Genomic DNA, 20,738 nt, shown 5'->3' on the forward strand with positions numbered 1-20,738 from the left:
CGGTGGGCGGGGGAGTGAGACGATCCCCGCGTGAGCACGAACAGCACCGTCGACCGCGCCTTCGGGACCGCCCTCTACGCCGACTCCGGCACCGCCCTCGACACCGGCGCCTCCCTCCTCGCGGCCGACCCCGCGGCGGACGCCGAACTCGCCCGGCGCGGCGAGGAGTTCGTGGCGGCGGCATGGAGCCGTGGCTGGCAGCCCGCCGACGTCGTACGCGTCGTCCGGCGCGAGCTGGACGACGGCCACGCGCGCGTGCTGACGGCGCTGATCCGTTCCCAGGCGTCGTACGACCGCCCGCGCGGCCCCCGCTGGACCGCACAGCTCGACGAGCTGACCGCCGCTGATACCGCCCCCCGCCCCGACCGTTTCACGCACGCCACCACGGTCCTGGAGCTCTACCGCCTCCTCCTGCGCCTGCCCTCGATCGAGCCCCTGGAGGATCCCGCGCCCGCCGCCCGGCACCACACCAAGTCCGACTCCCGCATGCTCACCCGGATCCGCGCGCTGCTCGCCAAGGCGGAGGCGACCGGGTTCCCGGAGGAGGCGGAGGCGCTCAGCGCCAAGGCGCAGGAGCTGATGGCCCGGCACAGCGTCGACGAGGCGCTGCTCGCGGCCGGGGCCCCCGCGCCCGACGCCCCCGGGGCCTGCCGCATCGGCGTCGAGGCGCCGTACGAGCAGGCCAAGGCGGTGCTGCTGGACGCGGTCGCCACCGCGAACCACTGCAAGGCCGTGTGGAACGAACCCTTCGGCTTCTCCACCGTCGTCGGCTTCGCACCCGACCTGGAGGCGGTAGAACTCCTCTACACCTCGCTCCTCGTCCAGGCGCAGTCCGCGATGACGAAGGCGGAGGCGGCCCAGCGGGCCGGCGGGCGCAGGCGGACCAAGACCTTCCGGCAGTCCTTCCTCGCGGCCTACGCCCACCGCGTCGGCACCCGCCTGGCCGCCGCGGCGGACACGCAGGTGACCGACGACCTGCTCCCGGTCCTCGCCACCCGCGAGGTCGCCGTCACCGACCGTCTCGACCGCATGTTCCCGGAAACGACCACGACCCGCCTGCGTGGCGTGAGCGACGAGGCGGGCTGGACGGAGGGTTCCGAGGCGGCCGACCGGGCGCAGGTCACAGGGCGCCGGCCGCTGCCGTGAGTCAGTCGCCGACCTGTGTGAACCCGCTCGTGGTGGCGTCGGCCTCGGGCCCGGCGCCCTTGATCGCGACATCGCCGTACGACCACGGGAAGCTGTGGGTCGCCGTCGACCCGGGCAGCATGAACTTCCCCTTCTTCACGGCCAGACTCTTCGCGGGGTCCGCCTCACCCCGGACGTAGGTGATCGTGAAGGACACGGCCTGGTCCTTGGCGAGGGTCAGCTTCTGCGGCTCGGCGGCCGGGTCGGGGACGGCGTTCGTCACGATGTCGCCGGCGTCGAACTCGACGGCGGGGAGGCCGTCGAGGGTGCACTCCTCGGCGCGGTTGGTGATCGTGATCGGGACGTTGCCGGTGTCCCCGACGGCGGGGGCGGCGTTGGCGGGGCCGACCTCGACGGCGACCTCGTCGATCTTGCAGGCGGTGCTGTCCTGGCTGGTGTCCGTGCCCTTGTCACCCTCGTCACTGCAGGCGGTGAGGAGGAGGGCGGCGGCGAGGACGGCGAGGGGGAGGGGGGTGGCGCGCATGGGGTTCCTCGGGGGAGTGGAGCGGGCGTGATGTGCATGGATCATCACGCATGAGGCTGCGGCGCGGTTGCCCGCCCCACCCGAAGTCGGGAGTCAGGGGCCCGAGTTCGGGTCCGGCAGCCCCGTGGGCAGCTTGCCGCCCTCCGCCTTGGTGTACGTCTCCGCGCCGAGACCGCCCTCCCACGTCACCTTGAGCGTGCTGTCGCCGACGGAGTCGACCGTCCCGGCGGCCCGGTCCTTGCTGCCGTCCGAGCACTTGAGGCGGATCCGCTCCGTCCCCGACTCCTCCCCGGCGGTCCCGCTGCACACCGTCCCGCCGGTCGCGAAGAGCCCGGCCTCGGTGCCGGTGACCACCAGGGCGACGGCCTTGCCGCCGGTCGTGGCCAGCCAGCTGCCCTCCAGCGCACCGGAGGCGGACGCGGAGCCCGAGCCTCCGGTGCCGCCGCCGGTGTCCGCGGACGCGGAGGCGCTGGGGGAGGAGGTGCCCCCGGAGTCGTCGGAGTCGCCGTCGGAGCCGCCGCTGCACGCGCTCAGCGCGAGCGCGCCCGCCAGACACGCGGCCGCGATCCGCATCCGCCGGCCCGACATCGTGCGCGAGCAACGCGAGAAAGTCGCCGAGGTCACTGGAAGCTCCCAAGCTGTAGCGGTCGGCCGAAACGACCGCAGCAAGCTATCAGCCCCCTCCGCGGCTGCCCCTGGCCCTACCAGGACGACTTGCGCACTCCCGGCAGATACCCGGCGTGCGCCTGCTCCCGCAGTGACACCCGGGACAGCCCGAACGCCCGGAAGTACCCGCGCGGCCGCCCGTCCACCTGGTCCCGGTTGCGCACGCGCGTGGCGCTCGCGTCCCGCGGCTGCCTGCGCAACTCCTCCTGCGCGGTCAGCCGTTCGGCATCCGTCGACGACGGCCGCCGGATGATCTCCTTCAGCTCGGCCCGCCGCTCGGCGTACCGGGCGACGACTTCCTGGCGCTTCTCGTTCTTCGCGATCTTGCTCTTCTTGGCCATCAGACCTTCACCCCCCGGGCGCGGATCCGTGCCACAGCCGCTTCCACGCCGATCACGTCGACGGTCTTGATCCCCTTGGTGCTCAGCCGCAGCCGCACATGCCGGCCCTCGCTGGGCAGCCAGTAGCGCTTGGTCTGGATGTTGGGGTCGAAGCGGCGCGAAGTGCGCCGGTGGGAGTGGGAGATGCGGTTGCCGAAGCCGGGCTGGGCGCCGGTCAACATGCAGTGCGCGGACACGGGTGATGCACCTCTCTCGAAGCGGATGTGTAAATGGAATTCATTTTCAGTAAGATACCAGCATGGCTCGCAACGAACTCCGCCCGGTCATCAAACTCCGGTCCACGGCAGGGACCGGCTTCACCTACGTGACGCGCAAGAACCGCCGCAACGACCCGGACCGCATGACGCTGCGCAAGTACGACCCGGTCGTCCGCCGCCACGTCGACTTCCGAGAGGAGCGCTGAACCACCGCCATGCGCAAGGGAATCCACCCGGACTACGGTCCCGTCGTCTTCCGCGACCGGGCCGCGAACTACACCTTCCTCACCCGCTCGACGATGACGAGCGAGAAGACGATCGAGTGGGAGGACGGCAACACCTACCCGGTCGTCGACGTCGAGATCTCGAACGTCAGCCACCCCTTCTACACCGGCACCGCCCGCGTCCTGGACACCGCGGGCCGCGTCGAGCGCTTCGAGCGCCGGTACGGGAAGCAGGGCTGACCCGGTGGCTGTGCCTTCTGCGCTCCCCGTCGTGATCGTCGGCGGCCTGCACGCCGACGCCCGCAAGGCGGCCGTCGCCCAGCTCCTCGCCGATGTGCCCGGCAGCGTCGTACTCCACCACGACCTGGCTACGGCCACCGCCGGCACGGTCGTACGGACCATCCGGGACGCCACCGGCATCGTCGACGCCGGCGAGGCGCCCCTGGTCAACGACTGCGCGTGCTGTGCGCTCCGCGAGGACCTCGTCCCCGAGCTGCGCCGGCTCGCGGACGCCGGCGGCACCCGCCTCGCGGTCGTCGAACTGTGGGACTCCGTCGAGCCCAAGGCCATGGCCGAGGTGGTCACGGCCGGCGGGCTCACGGTCACCGGCGTCATCACCGCCGTGGACCCGGCCCTGATCCTCCCCTACCTCGGCAACGGCGACGACCTCGCCGAACGCGGCCTGGCCGCCGCGACAACCGACCAACGCACGGTCGCGGACACCTTCGCCCGCCAACTGGAATACGCCCCCGTCCTGGCGGTGGCCCCGTCCCCGGAGGCCGACGAAGAGGACCGCGAACTACTGGCCCAACTCCACCCGACGGCCCGCCAGGTCCCGATCGGCCAGGGTGAGGTAGGGGGCCCGAACGCCCTGGGCGAGGGTTGGCCGGGCATGGCGGACTGGCTGGATTCGCTGGGCGACTTGGGCATGCCTGGCACACCGGGTGCGCTGCGTGTGCCGGATTCGCTGGGTGAGCCGGGTGTGCCGACCTTGCCGGGTGGGTCGGACTCGCCGAACACGCCGAACACGCCGAACACGCTGGGCTTCGCCGGAGGCGGCCCCGTCGGCTCCGGTCGGGACCCGCGTCCGCACTCAAACCAGCAACCACACTCCCACCCCCACCGCCTCTCCCCCCTCGCCCAAGCCGCCCTCGTCGGCTTCGACGTGGAGGCGGCGGACGCCGCTCAGCATCCCGCCTGCGCCCTGCTGCCCGCCGAGGCCGACGCGCACGGGGTGTCCACGCTCGTCTGGCATCGCCGGCGCCCCTTCCATCCGGAGCGGCTGTACGAGGCGTTGGAGGACATCACCTGCGCCGCCGCCCGCAGCCGGGGACGGTTCTGGCTGGCCGACCATCCGGACACGCTGCTGCACTGGGACGCGGCCGGCGGAGCGCTGTGCGTGGAGAGCGCGGGCCCCTGGCTCGCCTCCCTGCCGGACGCCGCCTGGGACATGGTCCCGCCGGTGCGCCGTGCCGCCGCCGCCATGGACTGGCACCCGGAACACGGCGACTGCTGCCAGCACCTCGTCTTCACCTCGCCCGGCCTCGACCGCGACGGACTCGAACGGCTCCTGGAGTCCTGCCTGCTGACCGACGCCGAGTACGCCGCCGGGCGCGCCGCCTGGAAGCGGCTCCCGCCCGCCTTCGACACCCTCCTGGAGGTCTGACCCCCCCATGGCCCGCAAGCCCGAACGCAAGCCCGCCAAGAACCGGCCCAACCCGCTGGACCAGGCCAAGATCACGTACATCGACTACAAGGACACCGACCTGCTCCGGAGGTTCATCTCCGACCGCGGAAAGATCCGCAGCCGCCGTGTCACCCGCGTGTCCGCCCAGCAGCAGCGCCGGCTGGCCAGGGCGATCAAGAACGCGAGGGAGATGGCCCTGCTGCCGTACTCCTCCCGCTGACCGGTCCTGACCCCTGACGGCGAGACGCCGATCGCGCCCCTCCGCCCCGCTCCCCGAAGCAACTCCCGGGCCGATGGAACATGTTGAACGCCGCATGCGTCTGTTCCAGTGCACGAGGGGCGCGATCCGGAACCCGGACGCATGTGATGCGATCACTGGGGCATGCGCTGGAACGCAATAAGGGCCACGTACGTCACACCTGTAACCGCAGGAACACCCCGCGTGCACGTGCATCTGCTCATGCAGTTGCACGTGAACAGAGCTATGATCCGGAGTAGTTGACCACTGCATCACCGCAGCATCAGCTCTGCATCAATGGCCCCAAGCCACCGCATCACCGGGGAGCGACCTGTGGACCACGACGTGTACAACGGCATGGCGGCCACGGCCCTGAGCGAGGTGGCCTGGCAGAAGAGCCGGCACAGCAACTCGCAGGGCTCCTGCGTGGAGTTCGCCAGGCTGCCCGGCGGAGACGTGGCCGTCCGCAACTCCCGCTTCCCCGACGGCCCGGCGCTCGTCTACACGCGCGCCGAGATCGAGGCGATGCTCCTGGGCGTCAAGGACGGCGAGTTCGACCACCTCGTCGCGGGCTGACGGAACCTCAACCCAGCGACAACTCAGGATAATTGGCGCTTAACGCACTGTAACGCGCGTAGAACCGCGGCGCCGATGAGCGCCGCGGTCCGTCATTCCGAGGCCGTCGCCGCGGCCTCCAGCCGGAACAGCGCCCAGACGACCTTGCCGTTGAGCGTCCCGGCCAGCGGGTGCCAGCCCCAGCTGTCGCTGAAGGAGTCGACGAGGAACAGCCCACGGCCCGACTCCGCCGAGAAGTCGTCGGAGTCGCGCGCGACCGGGCTGTCGTGGCTGGGATCACGCACCGCGCACACCAGCCGCTCGGTCCACCGCATCAGATGCAGCCGCACCGGCGGCGCCTGGTCGGGTACCCGGGAAGCGCTCGCCGGCAGTGCGTGCCGCAGGGCGTTGGTGACGAGCTCGGACACCACCAGGCACACGTCGTCGAAGCGGTCGCCCAGCTCCCACTGGTCCAGCGTCCTGCGTGTGAACTGCCGTGCCTCGCGCACCGCTTCGTAGCGGGCGGGCAGAGCACAGGAAGCGGCGCTGGACACGGCCGCGGGATCCAGCGGCGGAAGGCCCTGCCGTAACGGCTCGAGCATGGTCGATCCATTCGTCCCCATGCGAGGCACTCCCGTGAATTCGCGGTCAGCGATGCGGCGGTGGCGCGGGACCATGGTTTCGGATGCGTACAGCAGATGCAAGGGCAGATGCACGTGCACGTGACCGAATTGGATGCTCCCGTACCGCTTGTTGGCCATTTTTTCCGCCAACTTCACTCCCTCTTCTTGCCTTCTCACCCCTCCTTCCCGTGTGGAATCCTTGGCTTCTTTCCATCTCTGTAATCGGACGAGTACTGCTCGGAGTGATTTAGTGGCAGACTGCGGCCCTTGGAGACGGTTGGGGAGGCTGGCGAACGTGAGCGCGGGAGAGCCCGGATCGGTGGTGCGGCGCATGCTGCTCGGCTCGCAACTGAGGCGACTGCGGGAAGCGCGCGGGATCACGCGTGAGGCGGCGGGGTACTCGATCCGTGCCTCCGAGTCGAAGATCAGCCGGATGGAGCTGGGCCGGGTGAGCTTCAAGACGCGAGACGTGGAAGACCTGTTGACTCTGTACGGCATCACGGACGAGGCCGAGCGCACCTCGCTCCTCTCCCTCGCCCGCGAGGCCAACGTCGCGGGCTGGTGGCACAGTTACTCGGACGTCCTGCCGAGCTGGTTCCCCACCTATGTCGGCCTGGAGGGCGCGGCCTCCCTCATCCGCGCGTACGAAGTCCAGTTCGTGCACGGCCTGTTGCAGACCGAGGCCTACGCCCGCGCGGTCGTCCGGCGCGGCATGAAGGGCGCGAGCCCGGCCGACATCGAGAAGCGGGTCGCCCTGCGCCTGGAGCGGCAGAAGTACCTCGTCTCCGAGAGTGCCCCCGAGTTCCACATCGTCCTGGACGAGGCCGCCCTGCGCCGCCCGTACGGCGACCGCGAGGTGATGCGCGGCCAGCTCCAGCACCTGATAGAGGTCTCCGAACGCCCCAACGTCCGGCTGCAGATCATGCCGTTCAGCTTCGGCGGCCACTCCGGCGAGAGCGGTGCGTTCACCATCCTCAGCTTCCCGGAGTCCGACCTCTCGGACGTCGTCTACCTGGAGCAGCTGACCAGCGCGCTGTACCTGGACAAGGCCGAGGACGTCGCCCAGTACGAGAAGGCGCTGAAGGAGCTCCAGCAGGACAGTCCGGGGCCCGACGAGAGCCGCGATCTTCTCCGGGGTCTCCTCCAACTCTCTTGAAACACAAGTACGATGACATGTGATCAGACCGTGAAGGCGCTCACCTTTGACCGGGTGTCTGCTAGGGATTGAGGGATCGCATGTCGTCGTACTTCACCGACCTGGCTCAGCAGTACATCGACGGTGAGTGGCGCCCGGGCACCGGCTCCTGGGACATCATCGACTTCAACCCGTACGACGGCGAGAAGCTGGCGTCGATCACCATAGCCACGGTCGACGAGGTGGATCAGGCATACCAGGCGGCCGCCGCCGCCCAGAAGCAGTGGGCCGCGACCAACCCGTACGCCCGCCGTGCCGTGTTCGAGAAGGCGCTGCGGCTGATCGAGGAGCGCGAGCAGGAGATCGCCGAGGTGATCATCGCCGAGCTCGGCGGCACCCGGCTGAAGGCCGCCTTCGAACTCCACCTCGCCAAGGAGTTCCTGCGCGAGGCGGTCCACCTGGCGCTGCGCCCCGAGGGCAGGATCATCCCGTCGCCGGTGGACGGCAAGGAGAACCGCGTCTACAGCGTCCCGGTCGGCGTCGTGGGCGTCATCAGCCCCTTCAACTTCCCCTTCCTCCTCTCGATCAAGTCGGTCGCCCCGGCCCTCGCGCTCGGCAACGGCGTGGTGCTCAAGCCGCACCAGAACACCCCGATCACCGGCGGCTCCCTGGTCGCGAAGATCTTCGAGGACGCGGGCCTGCCCGCCGGTCTCCTCAACGTCGTCATCACCGACATCGCGGAGATAGGCGACGCCTTCATCGAACACCCCATCCCGAAGGTCATCTCCTTCACCGGCTCCGACAAGGTCGGCCGCCATGTCGCGACCGTCTGCGCGTCGCAGTTCAAGCGCGCGGTCCTCGAACTCGGCGGCAACAGCGCGCTGGTGGTCCTCGACGACGCCGACATCGACTACGCCGTCGACGCCGCGGTCTTCAGCCGCTACGTCCACCAGGGCCAGGTCTGCATGGCCGCGAACCGGGTCCTGGTCGACCGTACGGTCGCGGACGAGTTCACCGAGAAATTCGTAGCCAAGGTCAAGACCCTCAAGGCCGGCGACCCGCGCGACCCCGAGACCGTCATCGGCCCGGTCATCAACTCCTCGCAGGCGGACGCCCTCTCGGCCGTCGTCACGCAGGCGATCGCCGACGGCGCCACCGCCCTGGTGCACGGCACGACCACGGACAACCTCGTCGAGCCGTCGGTCCTCACGGACCTCCCCGCCGACTCCGCCCTCCTCCGGCAGGAGGTCTTCGGCCCGGTCGCCTTCCTCATCCCCTTCGACGGCGAGGAGGAGGCCGTGCGCCTCGTCAACGACACCCCGTACGGCCTGAGCGGCGCCGTCCACACCGGAAACATCGAGCGCGGCGTGAACTTCGCCAAGCAGATCGACACCGGCATGTTCCACGTGAACGACGGCACGGTCCACGACGAGCCGATCGTCCCGTTCGGCGGCGAGAAGCACTCCGGCCTCGGCCGCCTCAACGGCGACACGATGCTGGACGCCTTCACGACGACGAAGTGGATCTCGGTGCAGCACGGCCGGAGCGGCTTCCCGTTCTAGGGCGTTTCGAGGCTTCGTCTCCTCGCCGGGTCCTTGCGGACAGAACCTGACCGCAAGGGCCCGTAGCTTCGTCGGCGTCAGCAGGCCTCCCCAGGCCCTCACCCCGACGAAAGGCGGCCGGCCATGGTCACCCACGTACCCTCCGAGGCACATGGCGACGAGCGCGGAGTGCTGCTCTCCTATCTGGCCGCGGAGCGCGGCGCCATCCGGCGGACGCTGCTCGGGCTGACGGAGGAGCAGGCGGCGAGCAGGCCCAGTACCAGTGAACTGTCCCTGTCGGGCCTGCTCAAGCACGTCGCCGAGGCCGAGCAGAGCTGGGTCGCGCGGGCGAAGGGCGAGGCCCCGGCCGTCAAGCGGGACGAGTCGAACTGGCACGAGTGCTTCGCCCTCGTAGACGGCGAGACCATCGAGTCCCAGTTGGCCTACTGGGAGAAGGTCGCCGCCGACACGGCGGCGTTCGTCCGCGCGGTGCCCAGCCTCGACGACACCTTCCCGCTCCCGGACGAGCCCTGGTTCCCCGAGGAGCGCGTCTCCATGCGCTGGATGGTCCTCCAGCTGATCCGCGAGGTCGCCCGGCATGCCGGCCACGCCGACATCATCCGCGAGTCACTGGACGGCAGGACCGCCTTCGAGCTGGTGGACCTCGCCCAAGGCTGAGGCCATAACCTGGACGGCATGTCAGCGATCCGTCTCCTCGTGCTCGGCGCGGTCCGCCAGCACGGGCGGGCCCACGGCTACCAGGTGCGCAACGACCTGGAGTACTGGGGCGCCCACGAGTGGTCCAACGCCAAGCCCGGCTCGATCTACCACGCCCTGAAGCAGATGGCCAAGCAAGGCCTGCTGCTCGCGCACGAGGTCGCACCCTCCACGGCCGGCGGCCCGCCGCGCACGGAGTACGAGATCACGGAGCAGGGCACCGAGGAGTACTTCACGCTGCTGCGTGAGGCGCTGACCTCCTACGACCAGAAGATGGACGTCAAGTCGGCGGCCATCGGCTTCCTCGTCGACCTGCCGCGCGCCGAGGCGGTGACCCTCCTCAAGGAGCGGACTCGGGGAATCGAGGAGTGGCGCGCCGCCGTCACCGAGCACTACGTCCCCGAGGGCGGCCCCGAACAGCTCGGCCACATCGGCGAGATCATGAACCTCTGGATCCACACGGCCGACGCCGAGGCCGAGTGGACCCAGGGGCTCATCGAGCGGATCGAGGGCGGGGCGTACACGTTCACGGGGGAGGGCGAGCCGTTCGTAGGCGTCCTCGCCGAGGACCAGGAGAACCCGTACGCCACGGGTGAGCGTCACCCCGGGGATGCCGGCTAATCAAGTTTGATGAGTGGGGTCGGCGGTGTTATCTTGGCGATGTAGTCAAGTTTGATTAGTGCGCATCGCGAGGGAGTGGCCAGTGGCCGACACGGCGATCACCGTCGAAGGCGTGGAGAAGAGTTACGGCGACAAGAAGGCACTTGCCGGGCTCGACCTGCGGGTCGCGCGCGGCACGGTGCATGCGGTGCTCGGCCCCAACGGCGCGGGCAAGTCGACCCTGGTCCGGATCTTGTCCACCCTGCTGCGCCCCGACGCCGGACGCGTCGAGGTGGCCGGGCACGACGTGGTGCGCCAGGCATACGAGGTACGCCTCCGCATCGGCCTGCTCGGCCAGCACGCGGCCCTGGACGAGGAACTCGGCGGTCACCAGAACCTGGAGATGTTCGGCCGCCTCCACCACCTCGGCGCCCGCCACGCGCGCGTGCGTGCCGACGAGCTCCTGGAGCGCTTCGGCCTCGTGGACACCGGCCGCAAGGCGGTCAAGCAGTACAGCGGAGGCATGCGGCGCCGCCTCGACCTCGCGGCCTCCCTCATCACCGACCCGGAGGTGCTCTTCCTGGACGAACCCACGACCGGCCTCGACCCGCGCGGCCGCGCGGAGGTGTGGGCCGCGATCCGCTCCCTGGTCGGCGGCGGTACGACGGTCCTGCTCACCACCCAGTACCTGGAGGAGGCCGACCAGCTCGCCGACTGCATCTCGGTCGTCGACGCCGGCCGGGTCGTCGCGGACGGCACGGCGGACGAGCTGAAGGCGCTGACCGGCGGCGACCGCATCGACGTCGTCCTGCGCGACGCCGGCCAACTGGGCGCGGCCGTGGCCCTGTTGCCGGTTGGGGCATCGGGCGTCTCGGTCGACACGGACCGCCGCCTGCTCAGCGCTCCGGTCACCGACCGGATGGCGGCGCTCTCCGGCGTCGTACGAGCCCTCGAGGAGGCCGGAATCGAGGCCGAGGACGTCGCCCTGCGCCGCCCGACGCTGGACGAGGTGTTCCTGCACCTCACCGGAGACGACCGCCGAGTGAAGGAGCCCGCATGAGCACCAGCACCCACGCACTGACCGACTCCTGGACCATGACCCGCCGCGAACTCGCCCACTGGGCGCGGCAACCGGTGCGGGTCGTGGTCAGCCTGGTCTTTCCCGTGATGCTGCTGCTGATGTTCGGCTATCTCATCGGCGGTGGCCGGGGCGTCCAGGGCTCATACATCGACTACCTGGTCCCCGGCCTGCTCGCGCTCACCATGGCCTTCGGCCTGGAGGGCACGATGATCGCGGTCACCCAGGACCTCAACAAGGGCGTGATCGACCGCTTCCGTTCCATGCCGATGGCCAACGGTGCGGTGCTGGTGGGCCGTTCGGCCGCCGACATGCTCCAGTCGGCGCTCGCCCTGTTCGCTCTCATGGGGGTCGGGTACGCACTCGGGTGGCGCGCGGACGGCGGCCTCGGGGCCTTCCTGGGCGCCGTAGGACTGCTCCTGCTCTTCCGTTTCGCGATGCTGTGGATCGGCATCCATCTGGCCTTGGTGGCCGGCAAGCCGGAGCTGGTGCAGGCCGTGCAGATCCTGGTCTGGCCGATCGGCTTCCTGTCCAACGCCCTCGCCACACCGGACTCCATGCCCGACTGGCTGGGCACAGTCGTCGAGTGGAACCCGATGTCCCGGACCGCGATGGCCGTACGCGACCTGTTCGGCGGCCTCGGCGCGGATCCCGGGCACGTGTGGCCGGCGGTCGTGTGGCCGCTGGTGCTGCTCGCGGTGTTCTTCCCGCTGGCGGTGCGGAAGTTCGGGACCTTGAGCAAGTAGACGGGGCCGGAAAATCGTCGCGGGGGAGGGGGAACCCGAGCGCGCCGAGCGGTGTACCAGAAATGACATCGCATCGCGGGCCGGGCATGCCGGTCGGATCGGGGGCTTCCCATGAGGTGGCGCGAGGGCAGGGGCAGGGGTAGTAGAGGCATTGCGGTCGCCGCCGTGCCGGCAGTGCTGGCCCTGGTGTCGGCATGCGTCGCGGTGGACACGGACAGGGACAGGGGCAGGGACAGGGGCAGGGACAGGGGCGCGCATTCGGCTGAGCGCGCCCCGTCCCCGGAGGCGGCGGCATCCCCCTGGGTCCCGTCGGGGACGGACCTGCCCGGCAGCCCGATGGCCGTCGACTTCGCGAGGGACGGCAGTGGGTTCGCGCTACTTGCGGAGTGCGGGAAGACACGCTGCCGACAGCGAGTCGCCGTGCTCGACAGGGGCGCCGACGCCTGGCGGCTCGGGCGTTCCCCGCTGGCGGACGTGACGGTGGAGCACGGCATCACGGCGACGCTCCGGACGCTGGGGCCCGGCCGCGCGCTGATCACGGAGGGCGTGTGGCCACCGCCGGACCGGACCTGGTTCACGAGTGACGGGGGACGCCACTGGCGGCAGGGCTCCGCCAAGCCCTCGGGCACGACCCCGGTGGTGCCCGAGGGTGCCCCTCTGGTCGAGGACTGCACACGGATGGACCAGGAGGGCAACAGCTGCGAGCACTTCCGCGTTCTCACGGTCCTGCCCACCACGGGAGAGTTCCGGACCCTGACCACTCAGCCTCCGCTCAGGGCCCCGGTGATCCCGGCCGGGCAGACCGAGGACCTGGTCTTCGCCTCCGGCCGTGACCCCCGCTCCGGTCGCGTCGTCCTCGCCGTCAGCGAGGACAGGGGACGCAGCTGGCGGTTGTCCCGGCCGACGGGAACCGGAGAGTCGGTCTGGGCCCTGCATGTGACCGGCACCGGAAAGGTGCTCTACGCGGCAGAGCCGGGCGAGCTGCCCGACGAGGAGAACGTGAAGAACGGCCTGCTCGCCCTCCACCGCAGCACGGACGGCGGCCGCACCTGGACGCGGGTCTGGGAGCACCGCAAGGGCGTGGATCCGCGCTCCCTGCTCGGCACCCCGATCGCCGCCGCCGACGACAGCCTGACGATCCACAGTGAGGACGGCGTCTGGCGCAGTACGGACGGCGGCCGTTCCTTCGCACGCCACGAAGGCTCCGGAGGAATGTCGGGCTGGGTGACCAAGACCGCGCTCGGCTATCTGTGGAGCGACAGTTTCGGCGCCGGAAGCCGGCGCATATCCACCGACGGTGTCCGGTGGACCAGGTTCGAACTGGGCGACGGGAACTGACCGTTCAGTGGTGGAAGCTGGTGGCCGCCGTCTTGTCCCGCGTCAGCGGCCCCGACTGCCGCCGCAGTTCCGGCAGCAGCCGCCCCAGGTCCTCCATGAACAGCTCGGCGAGATCGGCGGAGAAGCCGTTGCGGCATACGACCCTGAGCACCGACAGGTCCTCACGGTTCGGCGGGAAGGTGTACGCCGGCACCAGCCAGCCGCTCTCCCGCAGCCGCCGGGAGACGTCGAACACGTCGTACGCCGTCACCTCCGGCGCCGTCGTGAAGGTGAACACGGGCAGCTGGTCGCCCCGGGTCAGCAGCCGGAAGTCGCCGAGCGCCTCGACGCGTTCGGCGAGCCTGCGGGCCACGTCCCGCGTGGACTGCTGCACGGTCCGGTAGCCCTCACGGCCCAGCCGCAGGAACGAGTAGTACTGCGCGACCACCTGGGCGCCCGGCCGGGAGAAGTTGAGCGCGAAGGTCGGCATGTCGCCGCCCAGGTAGTTGACCCGGAACACGAGCTCCTCGGGCAGCGCCTCCCGGTCCCGCCACAGCGCCCAGCCGACACCGGGGTAGACGAGCCCGTACTTGTGCCCCGAGGTGTTGATGGAGGCGACCCTGGGCAGCCGGAAGTCCCACACCAGGTACTCGTCCAGGAAGGGCGCCACCATGGCCCCGGACGCCCCGTCCACATGCACGGGGACGTCCAGCCCCGTCCGCTCCTGCAGGGCGTCCAGAGCGGCGCACAGCTCGGCGATCGGCTCGTAGGACCCGTCGAAGGTCGAGCCGAGGATACCGACGACCCCGATGGTGTTCTCGTCGCACAGCTCGGCGGCGGCCTGCGGATCGAGATGGAACCGGTTCCCCTCCATGGGCACCTGCCGGGCCTCCACCTCCCAGAAGGTGCAGAACTTCTCCCAGCAGACCTGGACGTTGACGCCCATGACGAGATTCGGGCGGGCGTCCTTCGACGGATACCGGCCGGCGTTGCGCCGCACCCACCGCCGCTTCAGCGCCATCCCGGCGAGCATGCACGCCTCGCTCGACCCAGTCGTCGAACACCCCACGACGGCGGCCGGATCCGGCGCGTGCCACAGATCGGCGAGCATCGCCACACAGCGCCGCTCCAGCTCGGCGGTGCGCGGATACTCGTCCTTGTCGATCATGTTCTTGTCCCGGCACTCACCCATCAGGACCCCGGCCTGCGGTTCCATCCAGGTGGTGACGAAGGTGGCGAGATTCAGCCGTGAGTTGCCGTCCAGCATCAGCTCGTCATGCACCAGCTGATACGCCGTCGAGGGCGCCAGCGGGCCGTCCGGGAGCCGGTGCCTGGGCGGGGCCTCGGTCATGCCGGCGACGGGGTTGGCCTCGGAGTAGAAGGGGTTCACGGCGAGCCTGCGCTCGTCGGGCTCTGCGGGACCTCTGTGGAGCGGCATGGATACGACGGTAGGTCCGGACCGCCGGGCTTGCACCTCACGCCACGTGAGGACTCATCGTGGAGCGCGTACCGAGAAGGGAGCGGAAGTGAGCTACTCCGTAGGACAGGTCGCCGGATTCGCCGGGGTCACGGTGCGCACCCTGCACCACTACGACGACATCGGCCTGCTCGTCCCGAGCGGGCGCAGCCACGCGGGCCACCGGCGTTACAGCGACGCCGACCTCGACCGGCTGCAGCAGATCCTGTTCTACCGCGAGCTCGGCTTCCCCCTCGACGAGGTCGCCACCCTGCTCGACGACCCGGCCACGGACCCGCGCGCACACCTGCGCCGCCAGCACGAACTGCTGACCGCCCGGATCGAGAAGCTGCAGAAGATGGCGGCGGCCGTGGAGCACGCCATGGAGGCACGCAAGATGGGAGTCAACCTCACTCCGGAGGAGAGGTTCGAGGTGTTCGGGGACAAGGACCCCGAGCAGTACGCGGAGGAGGCGGAGCAGCGCTGGGGCGGCACGGAGGCGTACGCCGAGTCCCAGCGCCGCGCCGCCCGGTACGACAAGGAGGACTGGCTGCGTATCCAGGCGGAGGCCGCCGACTGGTCCGAGCGCTACACCGCCCTGATGGCCGCCGGCGAGCTGCCGACCGGCGAGGCGGCCATGGACCTGGCCGAGGAACACCGGCAGCACATCGGCACGTGGTACTACGAATGCCCGTACGAAATGCACCGCTGCCTGGGCGAGATGTACGTCTCGGACGAGCGCTTCAAGGCGTTCTACGACTCCATGGGCGCCGGCCTGGCCGAGCACCTGAGGGACGCGATCCTCGCCAACGCCGCCCGCCACACCGCGTAACCCCCGGCCCGGGAGCCCCGTTCCCGGGCTCACAGCTTTGTCCCAGCGGGACCACGGTGCATCCTGGGAATACTCATGGAACCTGGGCGCCCAGCGCTGCGTTGATACCTTGAGGCAACCAGCCCAGCCGCCCCCACCACCCCGCAGGAGCCACGAACCCGTGACCGTGACCACGCTTGCGCTCGGCCCCGAGTGGCTCAGCCCGGACTATCTGATCGAGACCTTCAGCCTGCCCGGCATCCTGCTGATCGTCTTCGCCGAGTCCGGCCTCTTCGCGTTCCTGCCCGGTGATTCGCTCCTGTTCACGGCGGGCCTCTTCGTTGCCGAGGGGAACTACATCACCCAGCCCCTGTGGCTGGTGTGCACCCTGATCGTGCTGGCCGCCGTCATCGGCGACCAGGTCGGCTACACGATCGGCAAGTTCTTCGGCCCGAAGCTCTTCAGCCGGCCCGACTCCAGGCTCTTCAAACAGGAGAACCTGGAGAAGGCCCACGAGTTCATGGAGAAGTACGGCCCCAAGGCGATCGTCCTGGCCCGCTTCGTCCCGATCGTGCGCACCTTCGCCCCCATCGTGGCGGGCGCCGGCCGCATGAAGTACCGCACGTTCCTCACGTACAACGTCATCGGCGGCATCGCCTGGGGCTCCGGCGTGACCCTCGCGGGTTACTGGCTCGGCCAGATCGACTTCATCAAGACGAACGTCGAGGCGATCCTCGTCCTGATCGTCATCGTCTCGGTCGTCCCGATCCTCATCGAGTACCTGCGCGAGCGCTCCAAGAAGAAGCGCGCGGCCGCCGAGGCCCCCGCGGTCACCCGGCAGCAGCCCCCCATGATGGACGACGCGACGACCCAGCTCCGCCGCATCCCGTCGGAGGATCAGCCCCAGCATCCCCAGCCGTACGGCAACCAGGGCTACCAGGCCAACCAGCAGTACGGCTACGACCAGTACTACGACCAGACCCCCCAGCAACAGCCCTACGCCCAGCAGTACCCCCAGCAGCAGGGCGACGGCCACCCCTACAACCAGGGTTACTGAATCGCCCCGTCAGGGGCGCGGGGCTGTGTCGATTTCGGCTACCGCCGTGGGTGCGCTCAGAACCCGCGGGTGCGCTTCGCAGCCTTGCGCCCCCCGCCGGCCCCCACGGGAATCCGCAGGAACAACCGCGAGATCTCCGACCCCAGATTCACCCCAATGGCGATGGCCATGGCCAGAGACGCGGCCGTGGCCAACGACACCAGCCCGTTGTCGACCTCGTTCTGCGCGATGTTCAGCAGCCCGAAATACGTGGCGGAACCCGGCAACAGTGGCCCGATGGCGGCGGTCGTGTACGGCAGCGCGGAAGCGAACCGATACCGCGACAGCAACTGCCCGAACAACCCCACCAGCCCCGCCGCAACAGCCGTAGAAGCAACCGGCGAGATCTCGCCCACGTAGTGCATCGCCCCGTACACCGACCACGCGACACCGCCATTGAGCGTCACCCACAGCACGGTGGACCGTTCCTGCTGCAGCAGCACCGCGAACGTCAGCGACAACAGCATCGACGCCCCGATCTGCAACAGCGGCCGCGGCTCGATGCTCAGCGCCGCGTCCGGGTTCAGCTCGGCCCCCAGCTTCACACCGAAGTACAGGACCAGCAGCACCCCGACGACGATGCCCACGAAGAAGTACATGACCTCCAGCAGCCGCGCTGACGCGGTGATGTAGAAGCCGGTCAGCCCGTCCTGCACGCCCGCCACCAGCGCCCGCCCGGGCAGCAGCGCGAACAGCCCACCGGTGATGACAGCGGACGCCTTGACGTCGACGTGGGCGACGGTCAGCGCGACCCCTATGGCCGCCGGAGGCATCGCCGCGGCCGTGAACTGGTAGAACTCCGGCAGCCCCCGCCCCGCGCACAGCCACGCCAGCCGGTCGCCGAGCATCGCGCCCAGCGCGGCCGCGAAGAACACGAGCACGCCACCGCCGACCAGCACGGAGGCCGCCCCCGCGAGCAGCCCGCTCGCCGAGGTGAGCACCCAGCCGGAGTACGGGTGCCGGTTGCGGCGGATCTCCGCGAGGCGCCTGTAGGCCTCCTCCAGCGAGATCTGGCTCTCCGGGTCGCTGAGGTCGTCCACCAGCCGGAAAACGGCTGCCAGGCGCGTGTAGTCCGTTCCCCGGCGGCGTACGGTCCGTGACGCGGTCACCGGATCGTCGACGAGCGACGGCTGGTACGAGATCGACAGCAGTGTGAAGGTGACGTTCGGCTCGCAGCGGTCCAGCCCGTAGGACCGGCAGACCGCGAACATCGCCGCCTCCACGTCCTCCGCGCCCTCACCGCCGGCCAGCAGCAGTTCCCCGATCCGCAGCGTCAGGTCGAGCACGCGCGGGACGGCAGGACCCTCTTCCTCCTCCGTCTTCGGCGCCCGCTCCGGCGCCGGCCGATCGGCCACCGGCATCCGCAGCATCGTGCGCATCCGGTCCTGCCACGGCACGTCCTTGGGCAGACTGACCACGGGGATGCCGGTCGGCGGTGTGAACGCGGCCGGGGCCTGCCGGGCGCTGTAGGCGGTCGGCGGCGTGAACGCCGACCCTTCGCTGTCGGCGGGCGGCCCGTGCGGGGCGTCCAGGCCCTGCGGGAGGGCGAACTCCGACGTGGTCTCCGACTCGCCGTCCCCCACCTCGACCCCGGCCGGAGGCATGAACGCCATCCGTGCCTCGTCCGACTGCGGCTTGCGGTCTTCCGCGTCCGTCACTGAAGTAGCGCTCCCTGTACGACACCTCCTGCCGCCCTCAGTATGCGCACAGACACACGAACGGGCCGCACGCGTAGGCGTGCGGCCCGTTCGTCGGCAGGGTGCTCAGTGGCCGCCCTGGTCCTTGAAGCGCTTGTAGGAACGCTCGATCTCGGCCTCGGCCTCCGTGCGGCCCACCCAGTCGGCGCCCTCGACGGACTTGCCGGGCTCCAGGTCCTTGTAGACCTCGAAGAAGTGCTGGATCTCCAGCCGGTCGAACTCCGACACGTGGTGGATGTCACGCAGGTGCTCCACACGCGGGTCGTGCGCGGGCACGCACAGCAGCTTGTCGTCGCCGCCGGCCTCGTCCGTCATCCGGAACATGCCGATCGCGCGGCACTGGATGAGGCAGCCGGGGAAGGTCGGCTCGTCCAGGATGACCAGGGCGTCCAGCGGGTCGCCGTCCTCGCCGAGGGTGTTCTCGACGAAGCCGTAGTCGGCCGGGTAGCTGGTCGACGTGAAGAGGCGACGGTCCAGGCGGATCCGACCGGTCTCGTGGTCCACCTCGTACTTGTTCCGCGAACCCTTCGGAATCTCGATCGTGACGTCGAACTCCACCGGTGGCTCCTCCATGATCAGCACATAGTTCTGGTGGTTAAGTGTCCCTCACGCAGGTGTGTGATCGCGAAAGGGGCTGGTGGTCGTGCCAGAGCTGAGGCCTTGGCGGGCCGCGAGACCGCATGTGACGCGGGTCGCGGGCGCCGTACGACCGCGTCTGACACGGGCCGCGAACGCCGTACGGCCGCGTCTCTCACGCGTCGCCACGGCCACGAAACCGCAGGTCACGCGGCTCGCGCGAGCCGTGTCACCGCAGCTTGCGCGGATCACGAGGCCGAAGACCTGGCAGTACACCGCGGGCGCTGCCACCGCCGGACTGGCGCTGGCCGCCGGAGTGGTGGCCTTCGCCGGTCCCTGGGACTCCTCGGGTCAGCGTACGGCCGAGCGGGACTGGGCAGCCGCCCAGGAGGGCACGGGTGGCGCAGATCACGGTCGCAATTCCGCTACGTCACCCAGGGCGCCGCGGCCGGCTCCCAGCGCCGCCTCCGTGCTGACCGGCCTGGGCGGCGCCACCAGCACCGTCAAGTCGGCACCGACCGGCAAGGCCCTCGCCGAGCTCCTGGACCCGCTCCTGCGGGACACGGCGCTCGGCACCCGCCGTACGGCCGCGATCGTCGACGTGGCCACCGGCAAGCGCCTCTACGGCGAAGGCGCGTCCGAAGCCCTCGTCCCCGCCTCGACGACGAAGATCGCCACCGCCGTGGCCGCCCTCGCCGCGCTGGGCCCCGACCACCGCCTCACCACCCGCGCCGCCCTGGAACCCGACACCCGGGAGCTGGTCCTGGTCGGCGGCGGCGACCCCACCCTGACCGCCCGTAAGGACGCCGAGGGCTGGGCGAGCCTGCGCGACCTGGCCGGCGAGACGGCCGCGGCCCTCGAGCGGAACGACGTGCGCGAGGTGACCCTCTCGTACGACACGACCCTCTACGCGGGCCCCGAGACGCACCCGATCGGGGTGAACGACAACCTCGCCCCGGTCAGCGCCCTGATGGCCGACGAGGCCCGCAAGGACGACTCCACCAGCGGCCCGGCACTCCGCGCGGTGAACCCGGCCGAGGACGCGGCCCGCGCGTTCGCAGCCTTCCTCGAAGAGGAAGGCATCAAGACGACCTCCCCGGGCCCCTCCAAGGCGACGGCCCGCGCCGAAACCATGGCCACGGTCTCCTCACCCCCGCTCGCCACCCTGGTCGAGCGCATGCTGACCAACAGCGACAACGACATCGCCGAACACCTGGCCCGCCAGACGGCCGTGGCGAGCGGCGAACGCGCCGACTTCGACGGCGCCGGCGAAGCCATCGAGGCCCAGCTGAAGAAGCTGCAACTTCCCCTGTCGGGCGCCGACTTCAAGGACGGCAGCGGTCTGGACCGTGACGACAGACTCACCACCGACCTGCTGACCGCCCTCCTGGTGAAGGCGGCCGACCCGTCCCACCCCGAACTCCGCCCCACCCTCACCGGCCTCCCCGTAGCGGGCTTCACCGGCACCCTGACCGGCCGCTACACCGACGGCGCGGCAGGCGTCGTACGCGCCAAGACGGGCACCCTGACCGGCGTGAACGCCCTGGCCGGAACGGTGGTCGACCAGGACGGCCGTCTCCTGGCCTTCGCCTTCCTGACGTCCGACACGACGAACCCGGCGGCAGCGCAGTCGGCCCTGGACCGGACGGCGACGGCGCTGGCGGCCTGCGGCTGCGGGTGACCGCGCCGACCCCGACGGCCTGCCCCC

Annotated in this window: 24 protein-coding genes; 16 read left to right on the forward strand and 8 right to left on the reverse strand. The window is 70.3% G+C overall.

What is annotated here, in order from left to right:
• Positions 1–30 precede the first annotated feature (30 nt).
• The gene (locus tag AQJ91_RS31020; RefSeq protein WP_067028114.1) at positions 31–1,146 is read left to right on the forward strand and encodes a DUF2786 domain-containing protein; all 1,116 of its coding nucleotides are present in this window, start codon (positions 31–33) and stop codon (positions 1,144–1,146) included.
• 1 nt (position 1,147) lies between these two features.
• On the opposite strand, the gene AQJ91_RS31025 is transcribed toward AQJ91_RS31020, so the two are convergent.
• The 4 genes from AQJ91_RS31025 to rpmB form a co-directional block, all read right to left on the reverse strand.
• Positions 1,148–1,669: a DUF4232 domain-containing protein gene (locus AQJ91_RS31025; protein ID WP_067028116.1), complete on the reverse strand. Its 522-nt coding sequence runs from the start codon at positions 1,667–1,669 to the stop codon at positions 1,148–1,150.
• A 93-nt stretch (positions 1,670–1,762) separates the two neighbouring features.
• Positions 1,763–2,293, reverse strand: a complete 531-nt coding sequence (locus tag AQJ91_RS31030) for a hypothetical protein (protein ID WP_407696952.1) — start codon at positions 2,291–2,293, stop codon at positions 1,763–1,765.
• Between the two features lie 77 nt (positions 2,294–2,370).
• Positions 2,371–2,676, reverse strand: a complete 306-nt coding sequence (gene rpsN, locus AQJ91_RS31035) for a 30S ribosomal protein S14 (RefSeq protein ID WP_067028118.1) — start codon at positions 2,674–2,676, stop codon at positions 2,371–2,373.
• Entirely contained in the window at positions 2,676–2,912 is a 237-nt protein-coding gene (gene rpmB, locus AQJ91_RS31040) for a 50S ribosomal protein L28 (protein WP_067028120.1), read from the reverse strand. Before rpmB ends, rpsN begins: the two co-directional genes overlap by 1 nt.
• 62 nt (positions 2,913–2,974) lie before the next feature.
• Between rpmB and rpmG the strand changes: the two genes are divergently transcribed.
• The 5 genes from rpmG to AQJ91_RS31065 all read left to right on the forward strand — a co-directional run bounded on the left by rpmG (position 2,975) and on the right by AQJ91_RS31065 (position 5,658).
• On the forward strand, positions 2,975–3,139 hold the full coding sequence (gene rpmG, locus AQJ91_RS31045; RefSeq protein ID WP_067028123.1) for a 50S ribosomal protein L33: 165 nt from the start codon (positions 2,975–2,977) through the stop codon (positions 3,137–3,139).
• 9 nt (positions 3,140–3,148) lie between these two features.
• Positions 3,149–3,397 (forward strand): type B 50S ribosomal protein L31, encoded by a 249-nt coding sequence (locus tag AQJ91_RS31050; protein WP_067028124.1) that lies wholly within the window; start codon positions 3,149–3,151, stop codon positions 3,395–3,397.
• Between the two features lie 4 nt (positions 3,398–3,401).
• On the forward strand, positions 3,402–4,823 hold the full coding sequence (locus AQJ91_RS31055) for a GTP-binding protein (RefSeq protein WP_407696953.1): 1,422 nt from the start codon (positions 3,402–3,404) through the stop codon (positions 4,821–4,823).
• 7 nt (positions 4,824–4,830) lie between these two features.
• Positions 4,831–5,064 carry a 30S ribosomal protein S18 gene (rpsR, locus tag AQJ91_RS31060; protein ID WP_067028130.1) on the forward strand — a complete coding sequence of 78 codons (234 nt, stop codon included), beginning with the start codon at positions 4,831–4,833 and terminating at the stop codon, positions 5,062–5,064.
• Positions 5,065–5,379: 315 nt separating this feature from the next.
• Positions 5,380–5,658, forward strand: coding sequence for a DUF397 domain-containing protein (locus AQJ91_RS31065; RefSeq protein ID WP_067028132.1), 279 nt, complete (start codon positions 5,380–5,382; stop codon positions 5,656–5,658).
• A gap of 92 nt (positions 5,659–5,750) precedes the next feature.
• On the opposite strand, the gene AQJ91_RS31070 is transcribed toward AQJ91_RS31065, so the two are convergent.
• A complete protein-coding gene (locus AQJ91_RS31070) occupies positions 5,751–6,239 on the reverse strand; it encodes an ATP-binding protein (protein WP_107122582.1) in 489 nt (162 codons plus the stop codon).
• A gap of 352 nt (positions 6,240–6,591) precedes the next feature.
• On the opposite strand from AQJ91_RS31070, the gene AQJ91_RS31075 reads away from it, so the two are divergent.
• The 7 genes from AQJ91_RS31075 (at position 6,592) to AQJ91_RS31105 (ending at position 13,415) form a co-directional block, all read left to right on the forward strand.
• Positions 6,592–7,416: a helix-turn-helix domain-containing protein gene (locus AQJ91_RS31075; protein WP_067028134.1), complete on the forward strand. Its 825-nt coding sequence runs from the start codon at positions 6,592–6,594 to the stop codon at positions 7,414–7,416.
• A gap of 80 nt (positions 7,417–7,496) precedes the next feature.
• Positions 7,497–8,957 (forward strand): aldehyde dehydrogenase family protein, encoded by a 1,461-nt coding sequence (locus tag AQJ91_RS31080; RefSeq protein ID WP_067028137.1) that lies wholly within the window; start codon positions 7,497–7,499, stop codon positions 8,955–8,957.
• A gap of 123 nt (positions 8,958–9,080) precedes the next feature.
• Complete coding sequence (locus tag AQJ91_RS31085) at positions 9,081–9,614, forward strand: DinB family protein (RefSeq protein ID WP_067028139.1); 534 nt, start codon at positions 9,081–9,083, stop codon at positions 9,612–9,614.
• 18 nt (positions 9,615–9,632) lie between these two features.
• Positions 9,633–10,274 carry a PadR family transcriptional regulator gene (locus AQJ91_RS31090; RefSeq protein WP_067028141.1) on the forward strand — a complete coding sequence of 214 codons (642 nt, stop codon included), beginning with the start codon at positions 9,633–9,635 and terminating at the stop codon, positions 10,272–10,274.
• A gap of 82 nt (positions 10,275–10,356) precedes the next feature.
• The gene (locus tag AQJ91_RS31095) at positions 10,357–11,313 is read left to right on the forward strand and encodes an ATP-binding cassette domain-containing protein (RefSeq protein WP_067028143.1); all 957 of its coding nucleotides are present in this window, start codon (positions 10,357–10,359) and stop codon (positions 11,311–11,313) included.
• On the forward strand, positions 11,310–12,077 hold the full coding sequence (locus AQJ91_RS31100) for an ABC transporter permease (RefSeq protein ID WP_067028146.1): 768 nt from the start codon (positions 11,310–11,312) through the stop codon (positions 12,075–12,077). Before AQJ91_RS31095 ends, AQJ91_RS31100 begins: the two co-directional genes overlap by 4 nt.
• A 420-nt stretch (positions 12,078–12,497) precedes the next feature.
• A complete protein-coding gene (locus tag AQJ91_RS31105; RefSeq protein ID WP_079085331.1) occupies positions 12,498–13,415 on the forward strand; it encodes a hypothetical protein in 918 nt (305 codons plus the stop codon).
• Between the two features lie 4 nt (positions 13,416–13,419).
• On the opposite strand, the gene AQJ91_RS31110 is transcribed toward AQJ91_RS31105, so the two are convergent.
• Entirely contained in the window at positions 13,420–14,832 is a 1,413-nt protein-coding gene (locus AQJ91_RS31110; protein WP_067028150.1) for a glutamate decarboxylase, read from the reverse strand.
• 88 nt (positions 14,833–14,920) lie between these two features.
• Between AQJ91_RS31110 and AQJ91_RS31115 the strand changes: the two genes are divergently transcribed.
• The gene (locus tag AQJ91_RS31115) at positions 14,921–15,682 is read left to right on the forward strand and encodes a MerR family transcriptional regulator (protein WP_067028153.1); all 762 of its coding nucleotides are present in this window, start codon (positions 14,921–14,923) and stop codon (positions 15,680–15,682) included.
• A gap of 166 nt (positions 15,683–15,848) precedes the next feature.
• Positions 15,849–16,718 carry a DedA family protein gene (locus AQJ91_RS31120; protein ID WP_067028297.1) on the forward strand — a complete coding sequence of 290 codons (870 nt, stop codon included), beginning with the start codon at positions 15,849–15,851 and terminating at the stop codon, positions 16,716–16,718.
• 56 nt (positions 16,719–16,774) lie between these two features.
• Here the strand turns inward: AQJ91_RS31120 and AQJ91_RS31125 are convergent, their stop codons facing one another.
• Positions 16,775–18,415: a threonine/serine exporter family protein gene (locus AQJ91_RS31125; protein WP_067028155.1), complete on the reverse strand. Its 1,641-nt coding sequence runs from the start codon at positions 18,413–18,415 to the stop codon at positions 16,775–16,777.
• 105 nt (positions 18,416–18,520) lie between these two features.
• Entirely contained in the window at positions 18,521–19,012 is a 492-nt protein-coding gene (locus AQJ91_RS31130) for an inorganic diphosphatase (RefSeq protein WP_030599677.1), read from the reverse strand.
• A gap of 79 nt (positions 19,013–19,091) precedes the next feature.
• Between AQJ91_RS31130 and dacB the strand changes: the two genes are divergently transcribed.
• Positions 19,092–20,711, forward strand: a complete 1,620-nt coding sequence (gene dacB / locus AQJ91_RS31135; protein WP_067028157.1) for a D-alanyl-D-alanine carboxypeptidase/D-alanyl-D-alanine endopeptidase — start codon at positions 19,092–19,094, stop codon at positions 20,709–20,711.
• Positions 20,712–20,738 lie beyond the last annotated feature (27 nt).

This window comes from Streptomyces dysideae (assembly GCF_001514305.1).
Lineage (GTDB): Bacteria > Actinomycetota > Actinomycetes > Streptomycetales > Streptomycetaceae > Streptomyces > Streptomyces dysideae.